At 58.1% G+C, this 19,344-nt stretch carries 16 protein-coding genes and 3 pseudogenes; 8 read left to right on the top strand and 11 right to left on the bottom strand.

Annotation, left to right across the window (positions count from 1 at the left end; genetic code table 11):
• Positions 1-4: 4 nt before the first annotated feature.
• Positions 5-1,102, top strand: a complete 1,098-nt coding sequence (locus JCM15831_RS16935) for a glycosyltransferase family 4 protein (RefSeq protein WP_051528338.1) — start codon at positions 5-7, stop codon at positions 1,100-1,102.
• Here JCM15831_RS16935 and JCM15831_RS05615 read toward each other — a convergent pair.
• The 3 genes from JCM15831_RS05615 to JCM15831_RS05605 all read right to left on the bottom strand — a co-directional run bounded on the left by JCM15831_RS05615 (position 1,049) and on the right by JCM15831_RS05605 (position 3,847).
• Positions 1,049-1,579 (bottom strand): GNAT family N-acetyltransferase, encoded by a 531-nt coding sequence (locus JCM15831_RS05615; protein WP_025823369.1) that lies wholly within the window; start codon positions 1,577-1,579, stop codon positions 1,049-1,051. The two genes, JCM15831_RS16935 and JCM15831_RS05615, sit on opposite strands and share 54 nt — an antisense overlap.
• Positions 1,580-1,763: 184 nt before the next feature.
• Entirely contained in the window at positions 1,764-2,171 is a 408-nt protein-coding gene (locus JCM15831_RS05610) for a MarR family transcriptional regulator (protein ID WP_025823367.1), read from the bottom strand.
• A gap of 260 nt (positions 2,172-2,431) precedes the next feature.
• Complete coding sequence (locus JCM15831_RS05605; protein ID WP_025823365.1) at positions 2,432-3,847, bottom strand: leucyl aminopeptidase family protein; 1,416 nt, start codon at positions 3,845-3,847, stop codon at positions 2,432-2,434.
• Between the two features lie 106 nt (positions 3,848-3,953).
• Here JCM15831_RS05605 and JCM15831_RS05600 point away from each other — a divergent pair, with 106 nt between their 5' ends.
• The 3 genes from JCM15831_RS05600 to fdxA all read left to right on the top strand — a co-directional run bounded on the left by JCM15831_RS05600 (position 3,954) and on the right by fdxA (position 7,271).
• Positions 3,954-6,494, top strand: a complete 2,541-nt coding sequence (locus tag JCM15831_RS05600) for a helicase-related protein (protein ID WP_025823363.1) — start codon at positions 3,954-3,956, stop codon at positions 6,492-6,494.
• Positions 6,494-6,772, top strand: a complete 279-nt coding sequence (locus tag JCM15831_RS05595; protein WP_025823361.1) for a S4 domain-containing protein — start codon at positions 6,494-6,496, stop codon at positions 6,770-6,772. Before JCM15831_RS05600 ends, JCM15831_RS05595 begins: the two co-directional genes overlap by 1 nt.
• 166 nt (positions 6,773-6,938) lie before the next feature.
• On the top strand, positions 6,939-7,271 hold the full coding sequence (fdxA, locus tag JCM15831_RS05590) for a ferredoxin FdxA (protein WP_025823359.1): 333 nt from the start codon (positions 6,939-6,941) through the stop codon (positions 7,269-7,271).
• A 158-nt stretch (positions 7,272-7,429) separates the two neighbouring features.
• Here fdxA and cyoD read toward each other — a convergent pair whose 3' ends face one another.
• The 4 genes and pseudogenes from cyoD to cyoA all read right to left on the bottom strand — a co-directional run bounded on the left by cyoD (position 7,430) and on the right by cyoA (position 11,302).
• Positions 7,430-7,765, bottom strand: coding sequence for a cytochrome o ubiquinol oxidase subunit IV (gene cyoD, locus JCM15831_RS05585; protein ID WP_025823357.1), 336 nt, complete (start codon positions 7,763-7,765; stop codon positions 7,430-7,432).
• Complete coding sequence (gene cyoC, locus JCM15831_RS05580; RefSeq protein WP_025823355.1) at positions 7,765-8,376, bottom strand: cytochrome o ubiquinol oxidase subunit III; 612 nt, start codon at positions 8,374-8,376, stop codon at positions 7,765-7,767. The genes cyoD and cyoC overlap by 1 nt, the downstream gene beginning before the upstream one ends.
• Positions 8,377-8,378: 2 nt before the next feature.
• A pseudogene (gene cyoB / locus JCM15831_RS16930) lies at positions 8,379-10,366 on the bottom strand (cytochrome o ubiquinol oxidase subunit I).
• A gap of 6 nt (positions 10,367-10,372) precedes the next feature.
• Positions 10,373-11,302 (bottom strand): ubiquinol oxidase subunit II, encoded by a 930-nt coding sequence (gene cyoA / locus JCM15831_RS05570; RefSeq protein ID WP_025823353.1) that lies wholly within the window; start codon positions 11,300-11,302, stop codon positions 10,373-10,375.
• Between cyoA and JCM15831_RS23295 the strand changes: the two genes are divergently transcribed.
• Positions 11,302-11,436, top strand: coding sequence for a hypothetical protein (locus JCM15831_RS23295; protein ID WP_269530356.1), 135 nt, complete (start codon positions 11,302-11,304; stop codon positions 11,434-11,436). The two genes, cyoA and JCM15831_RS23295, sit on opposite strands and share 1 nt — an antisense overlap.
• Positions 11,437-11,895: 459 nt before the next feature.
• On the opposite strand, the gene JCM15831_RS05560 is transcribed toward JCM15831_RS23295, so the two are convergent.
• A complete protein-coding gene (locus tag JCM15831_RS05560) occupies positions 11,896-12,678 on the bottom strand; it encodes a Bax inhibitor-1/YccA family protein (RefSeq protein WP_025823351.1) in 783 nt (260 codons plus the stop codon).
• Positions 12,679-12,949: 271 nt separating this feature from the next.
• Here JCM15831_RS05560 and thpR point away from each other — a divergent pair, with 271 nt between their 5' ends.
• Positions 12,950-13,510 (top strand): RNA 2',3'-cyclic phosphodiesterase, encoded by a 561-nt coding sequence (thpR, locus tag JCM15831_RS05555; protein WP_025823349.1) that lies wholly within the window; start codon positions 12,950-12,952, stop codon positions 13,508-13,510.
• Positions 13,510-14,124 (top strand): uracil-DNA glycosylase family protein, encoded by a 615-nt coding sequence (locus tag JCM15831_RS05550; protein WP_025823347.1) that lies wholly within the window; start codon positions 13,510-13,512, stop codon positions 14,122-14,124. Before thpR ends, JCM15831_RS05550 begins: the two co-directional genes overlap by 1 nt.
• A 15-nt stretch (positions 14,125-14,139) precedes the next feature.
• Here JCM15831_RS05550 and JCM15831_RS05545 read toward each other — a convergent pair whose 3' ends face one another.
• From JCM15831_RS05545 to JCM15831_RS16925, 3 genes and pseudogenes are all read right to left on the bottom strand, one after another.
• On the bottom strand, positions 14,140-14,862 hold the full coding sequence (locus tag JCM15831_RS05545) for a MarC family protein (RefSeq protein ID WP_035773961.1): 723 nt from the start codon (positions 14,860-14,862) through the stop codon (positions 14,140-14,142).
• A complete protein-coding gene (locus tag JCM15831_RS05540) occupies positions 14,862-16,955 on the bottom strand; it encodes a lysylphosphatidylglycerol synthase domain-containing protein (RefSeq protein WP_025823344.1) in 2,094 nt (697 codons plus the stop codon). The genes JCM15831_RS05545 and JCM15831_RS05540 overlap by 1 nt, the downstream gene beginning before the upstream one ends.
• Before the next feature lie 36 nt (positions 16,956-16,991).
• Positions 16,992-18,616, bottom strand: a pseudogene (locus JCM15831_RS16925) (lysine--tRNA ligase).
• A gap of 199 nt (positions 18,617-18,815) precedes the next feature.
• Here JCM15831_RS16925 and JCM15831_RS16920 point away from each other — a divergent pair.
• Positions 18,816-19,344 (top strand): annotated as a pseudogene (locus tag JCM15831_RS16920) (ATP-dependent DNA helicase); the annotation flags it as partial.

Below are 19,344 nucleotides of genomic sequence, written 5' to 3'. Positions count from 1 at the left end.
GACGATGATATCACTGTTTCTTTGCTGTCTCAGCGCCGCCGGTATCAGCGCAGCTCTCATTCGCCACATGATTCGTGTCGGGGTGATGGATATACCGGGTCATCGCAGCTCCCATACGCGCCCGACGCCGAAAGGTGGAGGAATCGGTATCGTCATTGCCTTTCTCCTCATCTTCCCGATCAGCCAACTCCTCTCACGCGGCGACCTTCCCGGCGCAGCGCTCCTGCTTCCCCTCATGGCCGTCGCGTTGCTCGCCCTGTTTTCGTGGCTGGACGACATTCACTCCTATCGCGCCGCGCTCAAGCTTGGCGTCCAGGGGCTGGCCGCATTGATGATTCTGCTTGGCCTGGCTTCCGGATATTTCGACGTCCACACCTCATCGGTTCTGCCTGCCTTGTTTTTTGGCGTGGTCGGGTTCTGCTGGCTCGTCTATGTTACAAACGCGATCAATTTTATCGACGGCATCAACGGCCTTGCCGCAGGCAGTATGGCTCTGAGCGCTCTCATTGTCGCCGCCATCTTCCACAAGGCCGGTCTTGAGGGACTTGGCCATGCGGCCCTCGTCCTCTCCGCCTGTCTGATCGCTTTCCTGCCGTTCAATTTCCCCCGCGCACGGATTTTCATGGGCGATGTGGGCAGTCAGGGAGCCGGGCTTGCGTTGTCATGGCTTGGAATCGAAGCCGCACTGAGAACGCCTCATCCCCTGATTGTGGCGTTCCTGCTCTCGGGAATTCTGTACGACGTGTCCTTCACCCTGGTTCGGCGCGCGCTGGCGGGCGATCCTCTGGCGCAGGCGCATCGAAGCCATCTCTATCAGCTCGCTACGCGCACCGGGATTTCGCCGGTGTTTGTGAGTTTGCTGTATTGGAGCTTCGTCCTCTGGGGGGGGGCTGATTTGCGTGCAAGACTGGCCTCTTGGCCTGAGGCTGGGTCTTCTCTTAGCCCCTCAGTTGCTCTGGACGCTGTTTGTCGTCAGACGCGCCCGTACAGCCTTTCTCGGCAAATGGTGATTATCCTCAAGCACGATCCGAAGAACGAGACCCCCTCGCTAGACTGGTTTGCGGCGCTCCAGAATCCGAACAGGCTCACCCCGAAAGGTTGAGCTTGCCAGCACAACAAAGCCGTTGCGGGCTGCGACTTTGAGAGAGGCCAGATTCTCCGGGTCGATCATGCACCGCGTACGCTCGAAACATGTCTCGCGGTCGAGCCACGCACAGGCAGAAGCGATCGCCTCATTGCCATAACCCTTGCCTTGGCAACGAGTTGTCAGCAACCAACCCGCTTCAGGGATGCCGTCTAGCGAAGGCGACACGCCACGACGGGCCTCGCCGAAACCGACGACCCCCACGAAATCGCCGGTTTTACGCTTTCTGAGGATCCAGAAACCAAATCCCAGGACCTCCCAAAAACCACGATACCGCATCAATCGATCCCAGCTTTCGGCTTCTGGTGACGGCACTCTGGAGGTGTATCGGACAACCCCATCTTCCCTCCGCATCGCTGCGAACTCTGCGAAATCTGGTCTCGTCGGCAGACGAAAACTCAGTCTTTCGCTCTCGAACTCACGATCCCCAGCCATCTTCGTTGCCCCTTCGCCAAAACGTCTTGCTCTGACAGAGCGCGCCTGGAAGCGGGCCTAAGTCAAATCCCCTCTGCCTCAAAAACGAAAAGCCGCCTCCCTTTCAGGAAGCGGCTTTTTGTACAATTCCAGAAGGGCAACTTCTTGAGAAAGAGAGTCCTTGTTCCCGGTATCGCGTCAGATATTAACCGGCAATGCGGCGCACATTCATGCGCTCGACAGTACCGCGTCCGGTCTTCGCTGTCGGCTTGACAGCGCCGGTCGTTGCCTCGCTCATGAGCGAGCGCATCTCGCGCAGGAAAGCAGAGCCCTTGAGCGTGCGCTGCACCAGCACCGAACGGCGATCCAGCGGATCAACCTTGCGACGAGCAAGATCGAGTTCGCCAAGGCGGTCGAGCGCACGGGTAATGGCTGGCTTGGAAACGTTGAGGTCCTGAGCAAGCCCGCGCACCGTATGCGCACCGTCCTGCAGATAGCAGGTCAGAAAGACGCCGAGCTGGCGCGCAGAAAGGTCGGGGCCGTCCTTGCGGACAAGCGATACAATGGTGTCGCGGAGAAGGTTCAGCATCTGGTCATTCTGTGCCTGGGCCATCGAAAAAACTCCTAAATGCGTCGCGCTACGGGCGCGGCCTGAATAGTCTCAACCGTCGCCCAGGTGAGCCTTTCCCTCGCCGCCCTTCGGTCGCTCGGGATGCCACGCCATGGGTGCGTGTTCTACCGGTGCATGCTTCAGGAATGAGTCGGGTTCAGGCCCGATTAGCGTTGCATTCCTACAACATGCGCCAAACGATACGCAGTCATATAGGTTCGTTTTTGAAATTGGTTCAGTATCTTTTTGTTGATTGTCAGGGACTAAGCTGACTTTGATCCTACGTTTTCATTAATCATTCGTAATGCCGCCTCCATCAGGGCGCGAAGTGCGAGTGTCTCTCCCCCTTCCGGTCGGCCTGAACTTACGCTGTCATTCCACGCGTAAGTATCGAGATGTGCCCATTTTACAGTGGGTTCGACAAAGTTCTGGAGGAAAAGTGCCGCTGTAATGGCGCCTGCCATTGGCTTATCGGTTACATTGCCAAGATTGGCGTTTTTACGGCGGAGCCATGCGTCATAACCATGCCAGAGTGGCAATTGCCACATAGCATCACCGACGTCGCAACCAGCTTTCAGAATAGTTTGCGCCAAATTTTCGTCATTACTGAAGAGCGCGGGTAGATCCGGGCCCAACGCAACGCGTGCGGCCCCGGTCAGAGTCGCCGCATCGAGCAGCCAGTCAGGATGCGATTCGCATGCCTCGGTCAGCAGATCGCTCAGAACAAGCCGCCCTTCCGCGTCGGTGTTGCCCACCTCGACGGTCAGCCCTGCACGTGTTGTGAGGATATCACCCGGCCGCATGGCGTGGCCTGAAATGCTGTTTTCCACACAGCCAAGGCGTAGCTCCAGACGGATCGGCAGATCCTGCGCCATGAGGACATGCGCCAAAGAGAGCATGAGTGCTGCACCGCCCATGTCTTTCTTCATACGCAACATGCCGCTTGCAGGCTTGATGTCGTATCCGCCAGTATCGAAGCAGACCCCCTTGCCGACCAGAGACAGCAAGGGCGCCTCGGCCGAAGCGGCGCTCCCCCGCCAGCTCGCTTTGACAACACGGGCGGCGCGGTCGGATCCGGCTCCTACAGCGGCCAGGCAGGGATAAGCGTTGGTGAGCGCCTCACTCGAGACGATCTCACACTGCGCTCCATGCACTCTAAGGACATCGGCAGCCGCCTGAGCCAGCTCCTCTGGTCCAAGAAGATTGGCGGGCTGATTGATAAGATCGCGCCCCAGCCAAATGGCCTGCGCCATCGGCACCACCGAACGCGCGCCCTCGGAGAGAAACAGGCGCGTCTTGAACGTGACTTCAGGACCGGATGCAAAACGATAAGCCCCCATGCAGAAACCAAGCGTCGCATCCGCTGCAATATCAGGACAAATCGCGCGTAGTTCCGCCGATGGCTTGAGCCGCCAGTTTCCGGCGGGCAGGCTGGTCGCGAGATCGCCGAATCTAGCAACATCACGTGCTGCCGGATCGACGAGGAGAACGGCCTGCGCAACGCCTTCGGGTCCTGGCACAAGATAGAGACGGCCCGGCTCAGGAGAGCCGCTCATTTCAAACAAAGCCGCTCTGTGAGAGCCGAGCAGGGCATCAAGATCCTGATCGACAAGAGCGAGATGGACGGCTCTCGCATCATCGGCCTGCTCGATAAGGCAAAGGAGTTCGGGATTGCGCATGTCGTCGCCCTTTCACTTCCGGTCACGATCTGAACGGGATGTTCGGAGTGGTGCCAGCGAAGAGGCCGTCTTGCAATTCCACCCGGCATGAACAAGCATCGCCTTCATGAAGAACCAGCACCATGCCATGCCTCGCCGTGTTCGCGCTGTGCTCGGCCCAACCAATACCGGCAAGACCCATTATGCGCTGGAACGGCTTCTCGCCCATGAATCGGGGATAATCGGCTTCCCTCTTCGACTCCTCGCCCGTGAGAATTACGAGCGCATGGTGCGCCTCAAAGGCGCGCGTCATGTTGCCCTGATTACGGGGGAGGAAAAAATTGTTCCCCCAGAGGCCAAATGGTTTTCCTGCACCACAGAAGCCATGCCTCTGACCCGCAAGGTCGAGTTCGTAGCGGTCGATGAAATTCAGCTGAGTAGCGACCCCGACCGTGGTCATGTCTTTACAGACAGGCTTTTGAACGCACGCGGTAATGTGGAGACACTGTTTCTCGGCGCAGAAACGATCCGTCCGCTACTTCAGCGTCTGGTACCCGGCATCGAAATCGATACCCGCCCTCGCCTGTCGAGCCTGGTCCATACCGGCCACACCAAGCTGTCCCGTCTCCCGGCGCGCTCGGCCATCGTCGCCTTCTCGGCGGCCGAGGTCTACGCCATCGCCGAGATCATTCGTCGCCGAAGAGGCGGCTGCGCACTCATAATGGGACAGCTCTCGCCTCGCACGCGTAACGCGCAGGTCGAGCTCTACCAGAACAAGGATGTCGATTATCTCGTCGCGACCGACGCCATCGGCATGGGCCTCAATATGGACGTCAACCATGTTGCCCTCGCTTCCCTGACCAAGTTCGACGGCTCGACGATCCGCCCGCTGACAGCGCAGGAATGCGCGCAGATCGCCGGGCGTGCCGGTCGTGGCATGAAGGACGGCACCTTCGGGACAACAGCTGAAGCCCGACCGATGTCGGAATCGCTCATCGATGCTATCGAGGCGCATCGTTTCGACCCGATCGAGCGGGTAAGCTGGCGCAACGCAGAACTCGATTACGGATCACCCGGTGCCCTTCTGGCGAGCCTCAACGCCGCACCACCGCGCCGAGGCCTTGTCGCCGGACGGCCCGCTTCGGACGTGCTGACCCTTGAGAGCCTGACAGGCGAAAAGGAAATCCGCGACGCGGCACGAGGCAGAAAGGCGACCGCCCTGCTTTGGGAAATCTGTCAGATACCGGATTTCCGTAAGCTCGGAGATGACTCCCATGTCCGACTCTGCCATCGGCTGTTCATGCACCTTCTCAATGACGGCGGCATTCCCGCCGCATGGTTCGATTCCCATATCGCCGGGTTCTCCAAGCTTGAAGGGGACATCGACACGCTGATGCACCGCCTGACCGGCATCCGTGTCTGCGCCTATGTCGCCGCGCGAAGCGACTGGAGCGATCGGGCTCAACACTGGCAGGAGCGTACAAGAGAGGTCGAGGATCTTCTCTCTGACGCCTTGCACGAGCGCCTGACCGCCCGGTTTGTCGATCGACGCGCAACGTCACTTTTGCGTCGTCTCGACAGCGACGGGGCCAAGGAGCTTCTTTCGGCAGTCACGCAGGATGGTCAGGTGATTGTCGAAGGCCATGCTGTCGGCACGATTGAGGGGTTCACGCTCAAACCTGACCGTGAAGAAGCCCTGCCGGAAAAGAAACTCATGCTTAGAGCGGGCCGCCGGGCCTTGCTGCACGAAATCCCACGGCGCGTGCAGTCTCTGGTCGCTGCTGATGACGACGCCTTCACCCTCAATGTCGAGACCGGGGATCTCGCCTGGCAGGATGTCGTAATTGCTCGCCTCTGCCGGGGAGCGGCGCTTCTTTCCCCGGGCGTTCAGATCCTCGGGGGGGAATTTGCCGACACCCGCCAGCGCGACCTCGTGCGGGACCGTTTGCAAATCTTCGTCCGCGCGACCTTGCGCGATCTTCTAGCTCCCCTTTATGCCCTTGAGGCGCTCCCTCATCCCTCGCCCGCCCTTCGGGGCCTCGTTCACCGACTGATCGAGGCTGGAGGCGTCGCTCCCCTGCTAGGCAAAGAACCGGGCAGCCATGGCTCGCAGGCTCTTGCCCAGTTCCGTCGTCTGGGCGTCATCTTCTGCACTCAGGGTGTCTTCATGCCTGCCCTGCTCAAGCCAGCAACCATGGGGATCCGCGCGCATCTCCTTGGTTTGTGGCATGAGAAAGAAATGCCTCCCTTCGACGCAAGACAAGTGGCGCTGTCCGGCGTCGGAAATTCGCTCCTCGTCCCACTCGGCTGGGTTCCGACGGGGCCTTCATGGCTTCGACTGGACCGGGTTGAGAAACTGACCTCGGATCTCCACCGCCTTACACGTAAAGGCCCACACCCCGCACCCTCCGACCTGGCTTCGTTCTACGGGCTGAAAAAGAGTCATCTTGCTGAAAGTCTGAAAGCACTCGGTATACGCGTGCGAGCACCAGTTTCGCTGCCAGGCAATGTGTATGGACCGGAGACACCCTTGATGATCCTTGGCCCCGTCAGACATCATGAAGCCACCAGAAAACGCTCTGAAGATCGAGCCGATCGTCCGCGTGCGTCGATAGACAGCCCTTTCGCTGCGCTGGCGGGACTTTCCTTCGGCCGGAAGCGCGCCTGATGGCAGATCTGGAGTATCAACGCTTGGATATCTGGCTATGGCATGCCCGCGTCTGTCGTCAGAGGCATGATTGCGCTGCCCTCGTCGAGAGAGGCGCGGTGAGGATAAACCGACAGGTCACCACAAAGCCCCACAGCAAGATCCGCATAGGAGATGTCCTTGGACTTCCCGGACATCCAAAGCCTGAGGTCAGAATATGGCGGGTCAAGGCGTTAGCTGAAAAGCGGGGAAGCGCTCCGGAAGCGAGCTTTCTTTATGACATCATCCACGAAAATTAGTCCGGATCGTCAAGTTTACAGCGCTTGAGGCAAACATAAGCTTGCCTTCACAGGGAAGTTCCGCCTATCTGCGGCATCCCTATTATGAAAAATCCTGACGGGGTTACTCACGCCTCCTGGGATCCTTCTCGGGTCATCTGGCCCCAGCTCAAGATCGGAGACACCAATGGCCTATGTGGTCACCGAAAACTGCATACGCTGCAAATACACGGACTGCGTCGAGGTCTGTCCGGTCGACTGCTTCTATGCAGGCGAAAACTTCCTCGTCATCAATCCTGACGAATGCATCGATTGCGGCGTCTGCGAACCGGAATGCCCGGCCGAGGCCATTTTCCCCGACAGTGACGACCGCGCGACGCCCTGGCTCGAGGTCAACACCAAATATGCTGCCGTGTGGCCCAACATCACGCGCAAGATCGACTCCCTTCCCGACGCCGAAGAGTGGAAAGACAAACCGGGCAAGGACGTCATGCTCTCCCCCGAACCTCACAAGGACTGAGGAAGCCGCCCGATTGTGTTACGCAATCGGGGTTCTTCTCTTCCAAGTCGTCGGACCAAAGAAAAGGCCCGGAGGAAAATCCTCCGGGCCTTTTCTGTTACCGGCATTGTCTTCAATCCCGGCTCACCCTGCAAGAGAGTGAGCCGGGAGGAAGCATGTCAGCGCGACATCATGTTCATGCCGACATCGTGGATAACGAAGATTGTTCCCCCGATGATGATCAGCACGCAGACTGCCGCGAAGGCAAAAGCCGTGTTGTTCCAGGACTGGCTCGAACTGCTGTTCATGTGCAGGAAGTAGATCAGATGAACGAAGATCTGAACCACTGCCAGCCCCGAGATGACCCCGAAGGTCATGCCGGGTGACAGGAGGTGCATCTCGACGATTGCGAAAGCCGCAACCGTCAGGATGGCCGCCAGAACGAAGCCGATGATGTACGAGGCGAAGCTACCGTGAGACTCGCCTTCGTGTTGATGGGTCGATGCTTGGCTCATCAGATCACACTCAACAGATAAACGAAGGTGAACACGCAGATCCAGACGATGTCCAGGAAGTGCCAGAAAAGGCTCAGGCACTGGAGCTTGTCCATGTAGCGTGTCGTGAAAACCTGCGGTGTGAAGCTCTGGATCATGACGATCGCAATCCAGACCAGACCACAGGTCACGTGAAGACCGTGTGTCGCAACCAGTGTGAAGAAGGCGGACAGGAACGCAGAGCGATCCGGACCGGCGCCTTCATGAATCAGGTTGGCGAACTCACGGAGCTCGAGCACGAGAAAGCCGAGACCGAGCAGGAAGGTGATGGCGAGCCAGACGAGCATGGCACCGCGCTTTTGCGCGAATGCCGAAAGCATACCAAAACCGAAGGTGATCGAGCTGAGCAGGAGGAGAGCTGTTTCCAGCCCCACCCCATTGAGTTCGAACAGTTCCTTACCCGTGGGGCCACCAGCGAACTGGGTGCGCATCACGGCGAAGGTTGCGAACAGCGTCCCGAAAAGGATGCAGTCCGTCATCAGATAGACCCAGAACCCGAACACGTTATTCGTGCCGTGATGCTCGTGGTCGTCATGGGCAGAGCCATGCGGCGTTGCTGAAAGATTTGCCATTTTTATTCTGCCGCCTGTGCTGTCAGTGAGCGGACATATCTGGCCTGGTCCAGCTCAATTTCACTCACGGGGACGTAGTAGTCCACATCGGTGTTGAAGCTACGAATGATGACCGTTGCAAACACGCCAGCAAGGGCGAGTGCTGCAAGCCACCAGATGTACCAGATGGATGCAAAGCCGAGCACGAAGCTGAAGGCTGCAACGAAGATGCCAGCTGCCGTGTTCTTCGGCATATGGATCGGCGTCAGCGTCTTGCCTTCATAGCTACGACGACCGATCTGCTTTTCGGTATGGAACGTATCGATTCCATGAACGTCCGGTAGAACGGCGAAGTTGTAAGCCGGCGGGGGCGATGACATCGACCATTCCAGCGTACGTGCATTCCACGGATCACCCGTGAAGTCACGGTTCTCTGCAAGATTGCGATCACGGATCGAGACATAGATCTGCAGCAACTGGCAGACAACACCCAGAGCAATGATGCTGCGCCACCGCTCGCGATCAGCATCTGAACATGCCAGTCAGCATTGTCATAGTGGTTCATACGGCGCGTCATGCCCTCGAAACCCGCGATGTAAAGCGGAACGAATGCAACGAAGAAGCCGATAAACCAGCACCAGAAGGCGCGCTTGCCCCAGGATTCATTCATCTTGAAGCCGAGAACCTTCGGCCACCAGAAGTTCAGACCCGCGACGTAACCGAAATACACACCGCCGATGATGACGTTGTGGAAATGAGCGATCAGGAACAGGGAGTTATGCAGCACGAAGTCTGCAGCAGGCATCGCCATCATGACGCCGGTCATGCCACCGATGGAGAACACCACCATGAAGCCGATGACCCAGTACATCATGCCGTTAAGCTGGATGCGGCCCTTATACATGGTGAACAGCCAGTTGAAGATTTTGACGCCCGTGGGGACGGCAATAATCATCGTGGCAACACCGAAGAAGGCATTCACGTTCGGGCCTGCGCCCATGGTGAAGAAGTGATGGACCCACACGATGAAGGAAAGAACACCGATCGCGAGCGTCGCATACACCATCACGCGATAACCGAAGAGCGGCTTACGTGAGAATGTCTGAGTGATTTCGGAGAAGACACCGAAAGCAGGAAGGATGAGGATGTAGACTTCCGGATGGCCCCACGTCCAGATGAGCGAGAGGTAGAGCTGAACGCTGCCGCCGCCATCATTGGTAAAGAAGTGCATGCCGAGATAACGGTCGAGCGCGAGCTCGCCCAGCGTCACGGTCAGAACCGGGAAGACGGCCATGATCAGCACGACGGTCACAAGAGCCGTCCACGTGAACACGGGAAGCTTCATCCAGTCCATGCCAGGAGCGCGCATCTTCACGATCGTGACGAAGAAGTTCACACCCGTAAGCAGCGTACCGACACCCGCGAGCTGTACCGCCCAGATGTAGTAATCGACACCGACGCCGGGGCTGAACTGCTGCTCGGAGAGAGGCGGGTAAACCAGCCAGCCACACTGAGCGAATTCGCCGATGAAGAGCGAGACATTGATCAGAACAGCGCTGATCGTCGTCATCCAGAAGCTCAGCGAGTTCAGGAACGGGAATGCGACGTCACGTGCGCCAATCTGCAGCGGCACGATGACATTGAGCAGACCGGTCATGAACGCCATGGCCATGAAGAAAATCATGATCGTGCCATGGGCCGAGAAGACCTGGTCGTAATGATGCGGCGGCAGGTAACCGGGGTTACCGTTGTAAGCCAGTGCGAGCTGGCTGCGCATCATGACGGCGTCGGCAAAACCACGGAACAGCATGACGAGGGCAAGCACGATATACATGATGCCCAGACGCTTATGGTCGACCGAGGTCAGCCATTCACGCCAGAGATAGCCCCATTTGCCGAAATATGTGATCGCGCCAAGCACGGCGAGCGCGACAATGACGACGCCGGTGAAGGTGCCGACAAGGATCGGCACATCCAACGGGATCGCAGAGAGGGTTAATTTACCTAACATGTGTCCCTATTCCTTCATCTGCATGTCGGACATGGCGGACTGCATGTGCATAACCTGACCGGTCGACTTATCGATCACCATGCCATTATTGTACTTGGCGACGATGCTGTCGAAGAGGTTAGGCTGAACATGCGCGAAATACTTGACCGGAGCAGCTTCCTGCGGTGCTGCAACCTGCGGGTAATCGGCTGAGTCGAGCGAGTCAGACGCGCCCTTGACCTTGTCCACCCACTGGTTGAAGTCGTCATCGGACATCGCAAGCGTACGGAACTTCATGTCCGAGAACCCACGACCGGTGTAATGAGCTGCCTCACCCAGATAATCGCCCGGCGCGCTGGCCAGAAGATGAAGCTGGGTCTGCATGCCTGCCATCGCGTAAACTTGGCTGCCCAGACGCGGAATGAAGAACGAGGTCATGACAGCGTCAGACGTGATGCGGAAATTGATCGGCGTGTTCACGGGAACGGCAAGCTGGTTGACCGTTGCGATCCCCTGATCCGGGTAGATGAACAGCCATTTCCAGTCGAGCGCCACAACTTCGACATTCAGCGGCTTGCGACCTGCGGCTTCAGCAGAGTGAAGCGGGCGATACGGGTCGAGCGTGTAACTCGTCCAGAGCGCAATGGTCCCAAGGATGATGATCACTACTGCCGGAATGCCCCAGACGAAGAACTCGATCTTCGTCGAGTGATCCCAGTTCGGCAGGTACTCTGCCGACGTGTTGGTCTCGCGGTACTTCCAGGCAAAATACAGCGTCATGATGATCACCGGGATCACGATGCTGAGCATCACAGCCAGTTCGATCAAAATGATGTTGCGGTTCTGAATCCCGACCGGACCACGCGGATCAAGAAGATCGAGCGTACATCCTGAGAGGAAAAGCGCCGGTGTCAGCGGCAGAAGCCGCCGCAATTTCGGCAAAAATCGATTAATCATTGTCTGCCCCGCTCGTTGAACCGACCGTCAAGCTCTGTGGCTGCGCTAAGCTGCCGCTCAACCCGACCTCGGATTGGTCGAACATGGCGACAACACCTTCAGGGGATGTCATCCATCTCTCCTATTCCAGTTGAGAGCACGTCTCGCCGCGCAGCGTGACACCTGCATGCGATCAAGGTCGCATGGAGATGTAACGTTACGTTTGCCAGAGGGATTTTTGCCTCTGCCTGCAACACGCGCCATCGTTGCCTCGCCTTCATTCAGCAAGCGGGAAACTCAGGTCCTACCTGACCCGCCTGCTCACTGGGCGTGGGTGCCCAGCTCTGATGTGTTGTTTCCGCCCGATTGACGCGCAAAGCAAGCACTCATCCCGAATGATTGAGGCAGCCTTCATATTTTGACCACAACTCAAGTTGTTTGATTTCATGGACTTAGCCGACGAAAACGCTTTTTCGCCGCATTTCATTGCCGATTTTTTAGATTCACCTTAGCTAGAAATGCCAAGTTAATTAGACCGAAATAGTCTGGATAAACAAAAACGGGACACATCAGAGATGCGTCCCGCCAAGTAACGATCAGACCAATAACAAAAGTTAACCGTTGTTATTATTACGGACACCCATGAACTGGAGCAGAAAGGTGAACAGGTTGATAAAGTTCAGATAAAGAGAAAGCGCGTCATAAACACTGCGCTTGCCCATTTCCTCAGGCCCGACATAGCTGAGGTAATATTGATAGGTCGACCGGATGCGCTGCGTATCGAACGCCGTCAGCAACGTGAACAGACCCACGCCAATGATGCTCACCAGGAATGACATCGCCGGGCTGTGCAGGAACGTGTTCACAAGCATTGCGATGATGAGACCAATCATGCCCATGAACAGGAATGAGCCGAGCGAGCTCAGGTCACGTTTGGTCGTGTAGCCCCAAAGCGACATGGCCGCGAATGTCGCCGACGTGACAAAGAACGTGCTCGCCACCGAGGTATGGGTATACACAATGAGGATATTCGACAGGCTGGCGCCCATGACCGCGCAGAAGCCCCAGAACAGTCCCTGAGCAGCCTGACGCGAGAGACGATTGACGCCAAACGACATGACAAGGACAAAGACCAGAGGCGCGAAAATGGTCAGCATACCGAGGCCCGTGGGGCGCGTCAGAATGCCTCCCGGGGTCAGCACCTGCTGAAAGAAGAGACCGCGCAGCGACGTTTCTGCGACTGCATAGGCAACGACACCGGTTACGACCAGCCCGGCCGTCATCCAGTTATAGACGCTAAGCATATAGGCGCGCAGACCGGCATCGACCGTATCGAAACTGGCAGTACCCGCTTTACCGGCGTTACCGCTAGAACGAGAATTGGGAACGAAAGCCATGACACCCTTTCCTGAAATCTGGCCGGATTGGCCTTTTCATCTCTCAATGTGGCGTTTTGGATACAATGGTCAAGTCAAACGCGCCTTGCGACATCCTACGACACATTGACCTGCATACTGAAACTGGCGCGTTTCACCGCGTTTGCGTCATAGATGTTAGAATGAAAGGTGCCGTTCACGCTACAGATTTGGACGGGACATTACGCCGATACCAGCCCTCCTCGTTTCCCTGACCGAGATAACAGTCTCTTTTACGACGCAGGAAAGCCTCATGCGCCTCTTCACCGCCCTTGATCTTGCCAGCGAGCACAAGCGCCTTCTTTCTTCCCTCCGCCGCCCGATACCCGGGGTCATTTGGTATCCGCCTCAAACCTATCATCTCACCCTGCGCTTTATGGGCGAGATCAGGGCCAGGCCTCAGCTCGAAGAGATCGACCATGCGCTTTCGGCGATCAGCGTCCCACCCTTCGACCTCGAGCTTGCCGGCGTCGGCGTCTTCAGCCGTCCGACGCGTTCACGCCTTTGGGTGGGCGTTCCCCCGTCCGAACCGTTGACCGCCCTTCAGGCTAAAATCGAATCAGCACTCAGACGCGCAGGTCTGCCGCCGGAAAAACGTCGCTTCACGCCTCACATTTCCCTCGGGGTCTTTCAGGGAGATCAGAGCCCGGAAATCGTCAGGTGGGTTCAGACTCATAATCTTCTTCGCGGAGCAGAAGCGCACGTCGAGCATTTTACCCTTTTTCACTCACACAAGACGTCTGACGAGCCTCACTACGAACCCTGCGCGGACTATCCCCTCGATCTGCGCGCGCTTCCCCGCGTTGAGGCCTGATGGAAACAGAACGACTTACCGATGACACAAGCGTGCTGCCTCAAAGCCTTGAGGCTCTCGTCGAAACAATCAGGGGCTGCACGATTTGTGCCCCCTTTCTTCCGCTCGGCCCCAAACCCCTCATCCATGTCTCGACCGAAGCGCGCATTCTGATTGCCAGTCAGGCACCCGGTACGATCGCCCATGAAAGTGGAAAATCGTTTTACGACCCGTCAGGTCGGCGACTTCGGAGCTGGATGAATCTATCAGAGGAAGAGTTTTACGATACCCGGAAAGTCGCCATCCTACCCAGAGGTCTCTGCTATCCGGGTCGTCTGCCGAACGGAGGCGACAAGCCCCCTCGCTCCGAATGTGCCCCAGCCTGGCGGGACAAGGTTCTTGCCCGCATGACCTCGCTCAGGCTCATTCTGCTGGTCGGCAGCTATAGCCAGCACGCCACGCTCGGCCGAGGTCCTGTCAGCGAGCGGGTGAAGCATTTCAGGGATTACCTCCCCGGCTATTTTCCGCTTCCCCACCCCTCGTGGCGCACAGGCGTATGGGAGAAGCGCGCGCCCTGGTTTCAGGAAGACGTCATTCCGGCCTTGAGGGAGGAAATTCAGAAAGCGCTTGCCTAGGGGACCGAACGCCAGTCAGCTGATCTGATGAAGGTGCTTCAGCGTCGAGAACACAAAACCCTCCAGCCCTGAAAACAGGATCTGAACCCCGATACAAAGCAAGATGAGGGCAGCCAGTCGGCTGACGATGCGTGCGCCTGTCCGACCGAGCGAACTTACGATCCGCTCGGCATAGGTATAAAGAACGACCACAGTCAGGGCGATTGCAAGAACCGCGAGAGACAGGCCGATAATGTAGCTTGCAGCCGAGGCCCCGAGAGTCCGGCCGGAGCTCAATGCAATGGCAACGGCAATGCTCCCGGGGCCGACCGTAAATGGCATGGCGAGCGGAAAAAAGGCCCGGTCGCCGAGATCGCTCTCCTGTCTGGCTGCATTATGGTCGAAGACCTGACGCTCCTTGCGCGCCTCACTTTCTTCCGGCGCTAGAAGCAAGGCCCAGGCGCGGGATGCGACAACGAGGCCGCCGGATACGCGTAGCGCGTCGATGGTGATCCGGAAGAAACTCAGGATCCATCCGCCAAGCCAGATCGAAACCATGAGAATAATAAAGGAATAAAATCCGACCATGCGGGCGAGAACGATGATCTCACGCTTCGGACGCCCAAGCGTCGTCTGGGCGAAGATCAACGAAGCGCCAAGCGGATTGACTATGGAAAAAAGCGCCGAATAGGCCATAAGCCAGATGGCAGTCACATCGCTGATATTGACCTTCTGGGTGAGCACCTGAGGCAGATACATCATCCAGCCCGATCGATCCGGGCCTTGACCGATAGAAAATGTCTTGCGTTGAGCAGGCGCTTCAGCCGTTTATGCTCGCCACCCAGAACCGCTTTGACCGCCTGAAGATCCTGAGCGAGACAGCAGAGCATCCCGGTTTCCCCGGGGCCCTTCGGGCAAACGGTCATCCCGATGTCATGATAGACGCCGAGCAAGGCCTGACCGACCTTGATGAAAACCGGGTGGCGGCCTTCCTCCATCGCAAGATCGCGCAAACGCCAGATCGCCGCGATGCAGTCATTTTCCGCTCCCGCGGGGTCTCCAACACCGATAATGAATTGGCCTGTTCTGAAAAAGGGAATTCCCGCGCGACCGTTATCATTGAGAATAAGTCCACTCGGACGCCTTGGCCCGAGTTCCTGCAGGGCATGGGCAAGGCTTTTGTAAAAGCTCTCACTTTCCTTGTCCCACGGACGCACCAGCACATGGGAGCGGCGCAGCATCTGGATGACTGCAATGATGCCGAGTATGGCGGAGATCGCCAGCGCCCAACGAACGACCGATGTATGAGCGTCGTAGATCAGGGATCGCCACCAGGAATGACCCAGATGATGACGCAGGGCAAAAAGTCCGACACTGCCCAGACTGATAAACCAAAGCGTCACAGGCGTGATCAGGCTCGGGTTGAGAGGCTCGGAAAAGAGACGAGCCTTGCGATAGTAACAGGATCGAAAAGGCGCGATCAGAAACATCACCAACATAAGACCGAGTGAGATCGCCAAGGGCCCCTGACGCAGGATCACAAGAGGGATGGCGATCCCGAGAAGGGTCAACGCAGCACGCCACGCTGCCGTCACACGCTGGGCCAGACCCGCCGCCACGCCAACCAGCATGACGCCGGACAGGCATAGGAGAAATTCTGCAGCCTGAAGAATGAGATGCGCGAAAGGTGTCCCTTGCAGGGGAGCGGGCACGGCGACCGCGTAGAACACAAGCAGAATACCTGTTCCGGCTACAACTCCGGTCGCTACGGTGACCGAAAAATCAGCTTCCGACTCACGCACGACCTGGCTCGGCCGCCGCCCCAGAGCGACACCCTCGACACAGCCCTGACGACGGGCCCAGGCAGCATCCCCCCTGAGAAACAGCTCGTGGGCTGCAAACATGGCCCCGGCAAGAACCAGAGGGATGATGTAGTAAAAGAGACGGAAGGTAAGGATGACCCCGAGAATCTGCGGGGTCGCCATGTAAGGCCCAAGTGCCAGAAGCATGGCACCATCGAACACCCCGAGCCCGCCGGGTACGCTGGCGACAAGACCGGCCGTGTAGGAAGCGAGGTAAATGGCCAGAAACGCCGGAAAGCCGATTGTCGCCTGCGGGGGGAGCAGCACATAGGCAATCAATGCCGTCGCTGCCATATCTGCTGCACTGACGACCACCTGCGCCAGAGCCACACGAAACCCCGGAACATCGATGGTGTAGCGCCAGATCCGTAGCTGTCGATAACGCACCGAAACGACAAGATAGGCCAGAACAGCAAGCCAGGCGGCCCCCCCGCCCAGTCGCAGGAGCACATGAGGCAAATGGCCGATCAGCGGCAGATGGGCAGGCTCCAGAAGCAGCACCCCCCCGATCAGCGCCAAGGCACCGAGCAGGTAAGTGGTGGAGCAAAAAGCGATGATCTGCGCGATGCCACCAGAGGAAACGCCCCAGTTGCGGTACAGCCGAAACCGGACAGCCGCGCCCGAGATAGCCGAGCATCCCAGATTATGGGAGAGCACATAGGAGCAGAACGCCGCGAACGCTGTTCTGCGGAAGGATTGTTTCGTGCCTATATGGGAGCAGGCGAGGCAGTCATAAAACGACAGGATAAAATAAGAGAGAAACGTGCAGCCCACTGCTGCCGCCACAGCCTGATCAGGGATGGCTTCCAACGCATTTCGCATTTGGGCGAATGAGAGCGTCTTAAGCTCTTTCTGGATGACATAGATTGCCGCCACCAGAAGAACGAGCCCGACAACAGCAGGAAGGCGACTAGCCAGACGACGCCAGGAACTGGCTGGTCTGGCCTCACCTTCATCACAGCAGGGAGTAGTCTGCTCTTGAACGGTCATGAACCCTCTATCTAGGCTGCCGAACGCTTCAGTTACTCAGATCTCGGTTCCCTCATCGGAGGTCTTACGCGCAAGCGACTCTTCGATGAGGCCTACCGTCTCAGGAAGGCCGAAGAGCGAGGCAAAAATCCCGAACCGGGGTCCCTCTGTCTGTCCAAGCAGGACTTCATAGAGGCAGCCGAACCAGGCCCGCAAAGGCTGGATTTGATGTTTTTTGCCGATTTCGAAGACGATATCCTGAACCTCTACCGGAGATAGGCTCGGATCCGCCTGTTTCAAGGCATCGGCCAGATCCTGCAACGCAACGCGCTCAAGATCGGTGGGCGCGCGGAACGTCTTGGCCGGGCGCACGAACTCTTTGAAATAGACCAGCGCGTGGCCAACCAAACGGTCGACGTAAGGATGCGTTTCCGGTGAGAGAGTCGGATCGTAGCGACGCAGGAACTTCCAGAGCGTCTCGCTCGATTCCGCATTGGCAACCGAGGCAAGGTTGAGCAACGCGCTGAACGACACCGGGCTGGAAAGCCCCTTGTCGAGCACGCCCCCGTGGATGAACCAGGCCGGGTTCGCCCGCAGGATCGTGTCGTCCTGCGTTTCGACCGCCTTGTCGAGATTGGCCAGATACTCATCCATGGCGCGCGGAATGACATCGAAAAAAAGACGCTTGGCACGGGTCGGCTGGTTGAACATGTACTGCGCCAGGCTCTCCGGCGGCGCGTAATGCAGCCACTCTTCGATGGAGAGCCCGTTGCCCTTGGACTTGCTGATCTTCTGTGCATTCTGATCCAGAAACAGCTCGTAGGTCAGCCCTGCCGGCGGGGCCTTGCCCAGAATACGGCAGATCTTGCTGGACAGCTTCACGCTATCGATCAGATCCTTGCCCGACATTTCGTAATCGACGCCAAGGGCGTACCAGCGCATGGCCCAATCGGCCTTCCACTGCATCTTGCGTTGCCACCAAGCACCGAGGTCTCGAAACTCTCTCCGGTTTCCGGGTCTTTCCACTGCACGGTCGCCGCATCGGGATCGACCTTGAACACCGGCACCTGCATGACCTGACCCGTGCGCGGATGGATGGGCAGCACAGGCGAATAGGTCGCGCGACGCTCTGCGCCGAGTGTCGGTGCAATCGTCGCCACTACCTCATCATGCACTTCGAGCATGCGGCGCAACGCACCGTCAAAAACGCCGGAGGTGTAATAATCCGTGGCAGAAGCGAATTCGTAGTCGAAGCCGAAACGGTCGAGAAATTCGCAGAGCATGGCGTTATTATGCGCCGAAAAGCTCTCGAACTTGCCGAAAGGATCGGGAATACGGCTCAGCGGGAGACCGAGATGCTGGGCCAGCATTTCCTGGTTCGGAACGTTGGTCGGAACCTTGCGCAGGCCGTCCATATCGTCGGAAAACGCGAGGAGGCGCGTCTTGCGGCCTGTCAGACGCTCATAGGCGAGACGCACCCATGTGGTCCGGGCGACTTCGCCGAACGTCCCGATATGGGGCAGGCCCGACGGCCCGTAGCCCGTCTCAAGCAGCGCGGGCGCCTCGCCACCCCGCGCCTCGACATGAGCCACGATTTTTCGTGCCTCCTCAAACGGCCAGGCTTTTGGCAGCGCGAGAGCGTCGGGAGTGAGCGGGAGGTTTTTTTGGATACTATCGGACATGATTGGAGGAAAACTAGAAATAGTTCCGTTCCGGGTCAAGCAACATGGCGTCAAGCCCGGCATAAATGCCTGTTATAGATCGCGCCTTGATGCCCCGCGTCAAAGAAAGGTTTCGTTCCCGACTTTATTCACCGGCTAGCATTTCCATCGCCTGCTTGCTCGCTGGCGGCAAGCGCCCTGAGCGTCTAGACTAGGGCCGATGCCCACGCCCTCTCGCGCCTCGCCCTACGATGCTCCTGCTCTCATCACGACCCGTGCCCGTGCCTCGGTCCTGACACCCGATGGAGAAATCCTGCAGCTCGATGCGCAGGAGGCTGCCGATCTCCTTGCCACTTTACCGCCCCCACTCCTGATTCACGGTCCCGCTACCATACGTCGGCTTGGGCTAACGCCCCCGGGACAGGTCGTTCCCTGGTTCGATCTGCTCGAATTATTCCTGTTCCTTTTTCCGTCGCGAGCCGTGGTGCCAACGCCACGGGGCATGGGTATCGCTCTGGGGCTCACAGCACCGGAACCGTGCGAGGCAGATTTTCTGCTCCTTCTGCTCGAAAAATTGCGGCAGGCGCTTGAAGCCATGGTTCAGAGCCAGGAGGCAGATGCCCTGAGAAGCCTCCTGCCCCTGCTCTCGAGAGCGGGCTGGAGCTGGGCCGGGTTCGTCGAGACCGTGCTCGAGGCAAGACCGAGTCAGCATCGCCATCCCTATGAGGCGTTGCGCGTCTGGCGTCGCC

It is taken from the genome of Asaia astilbis JCM 15831 (assembly GCF_000613845.1).
Lineage (GTDB): Bacteria > Pseudomonadota > Alphaproteobacteria > Acetobacterales > Acetobacteraceae > Asaia > Asaia astilbis.
Note: the sequence above shows the minus strand (reverse complement) of the source record. Positions and strands in the feature narration are given on the sequence as shown.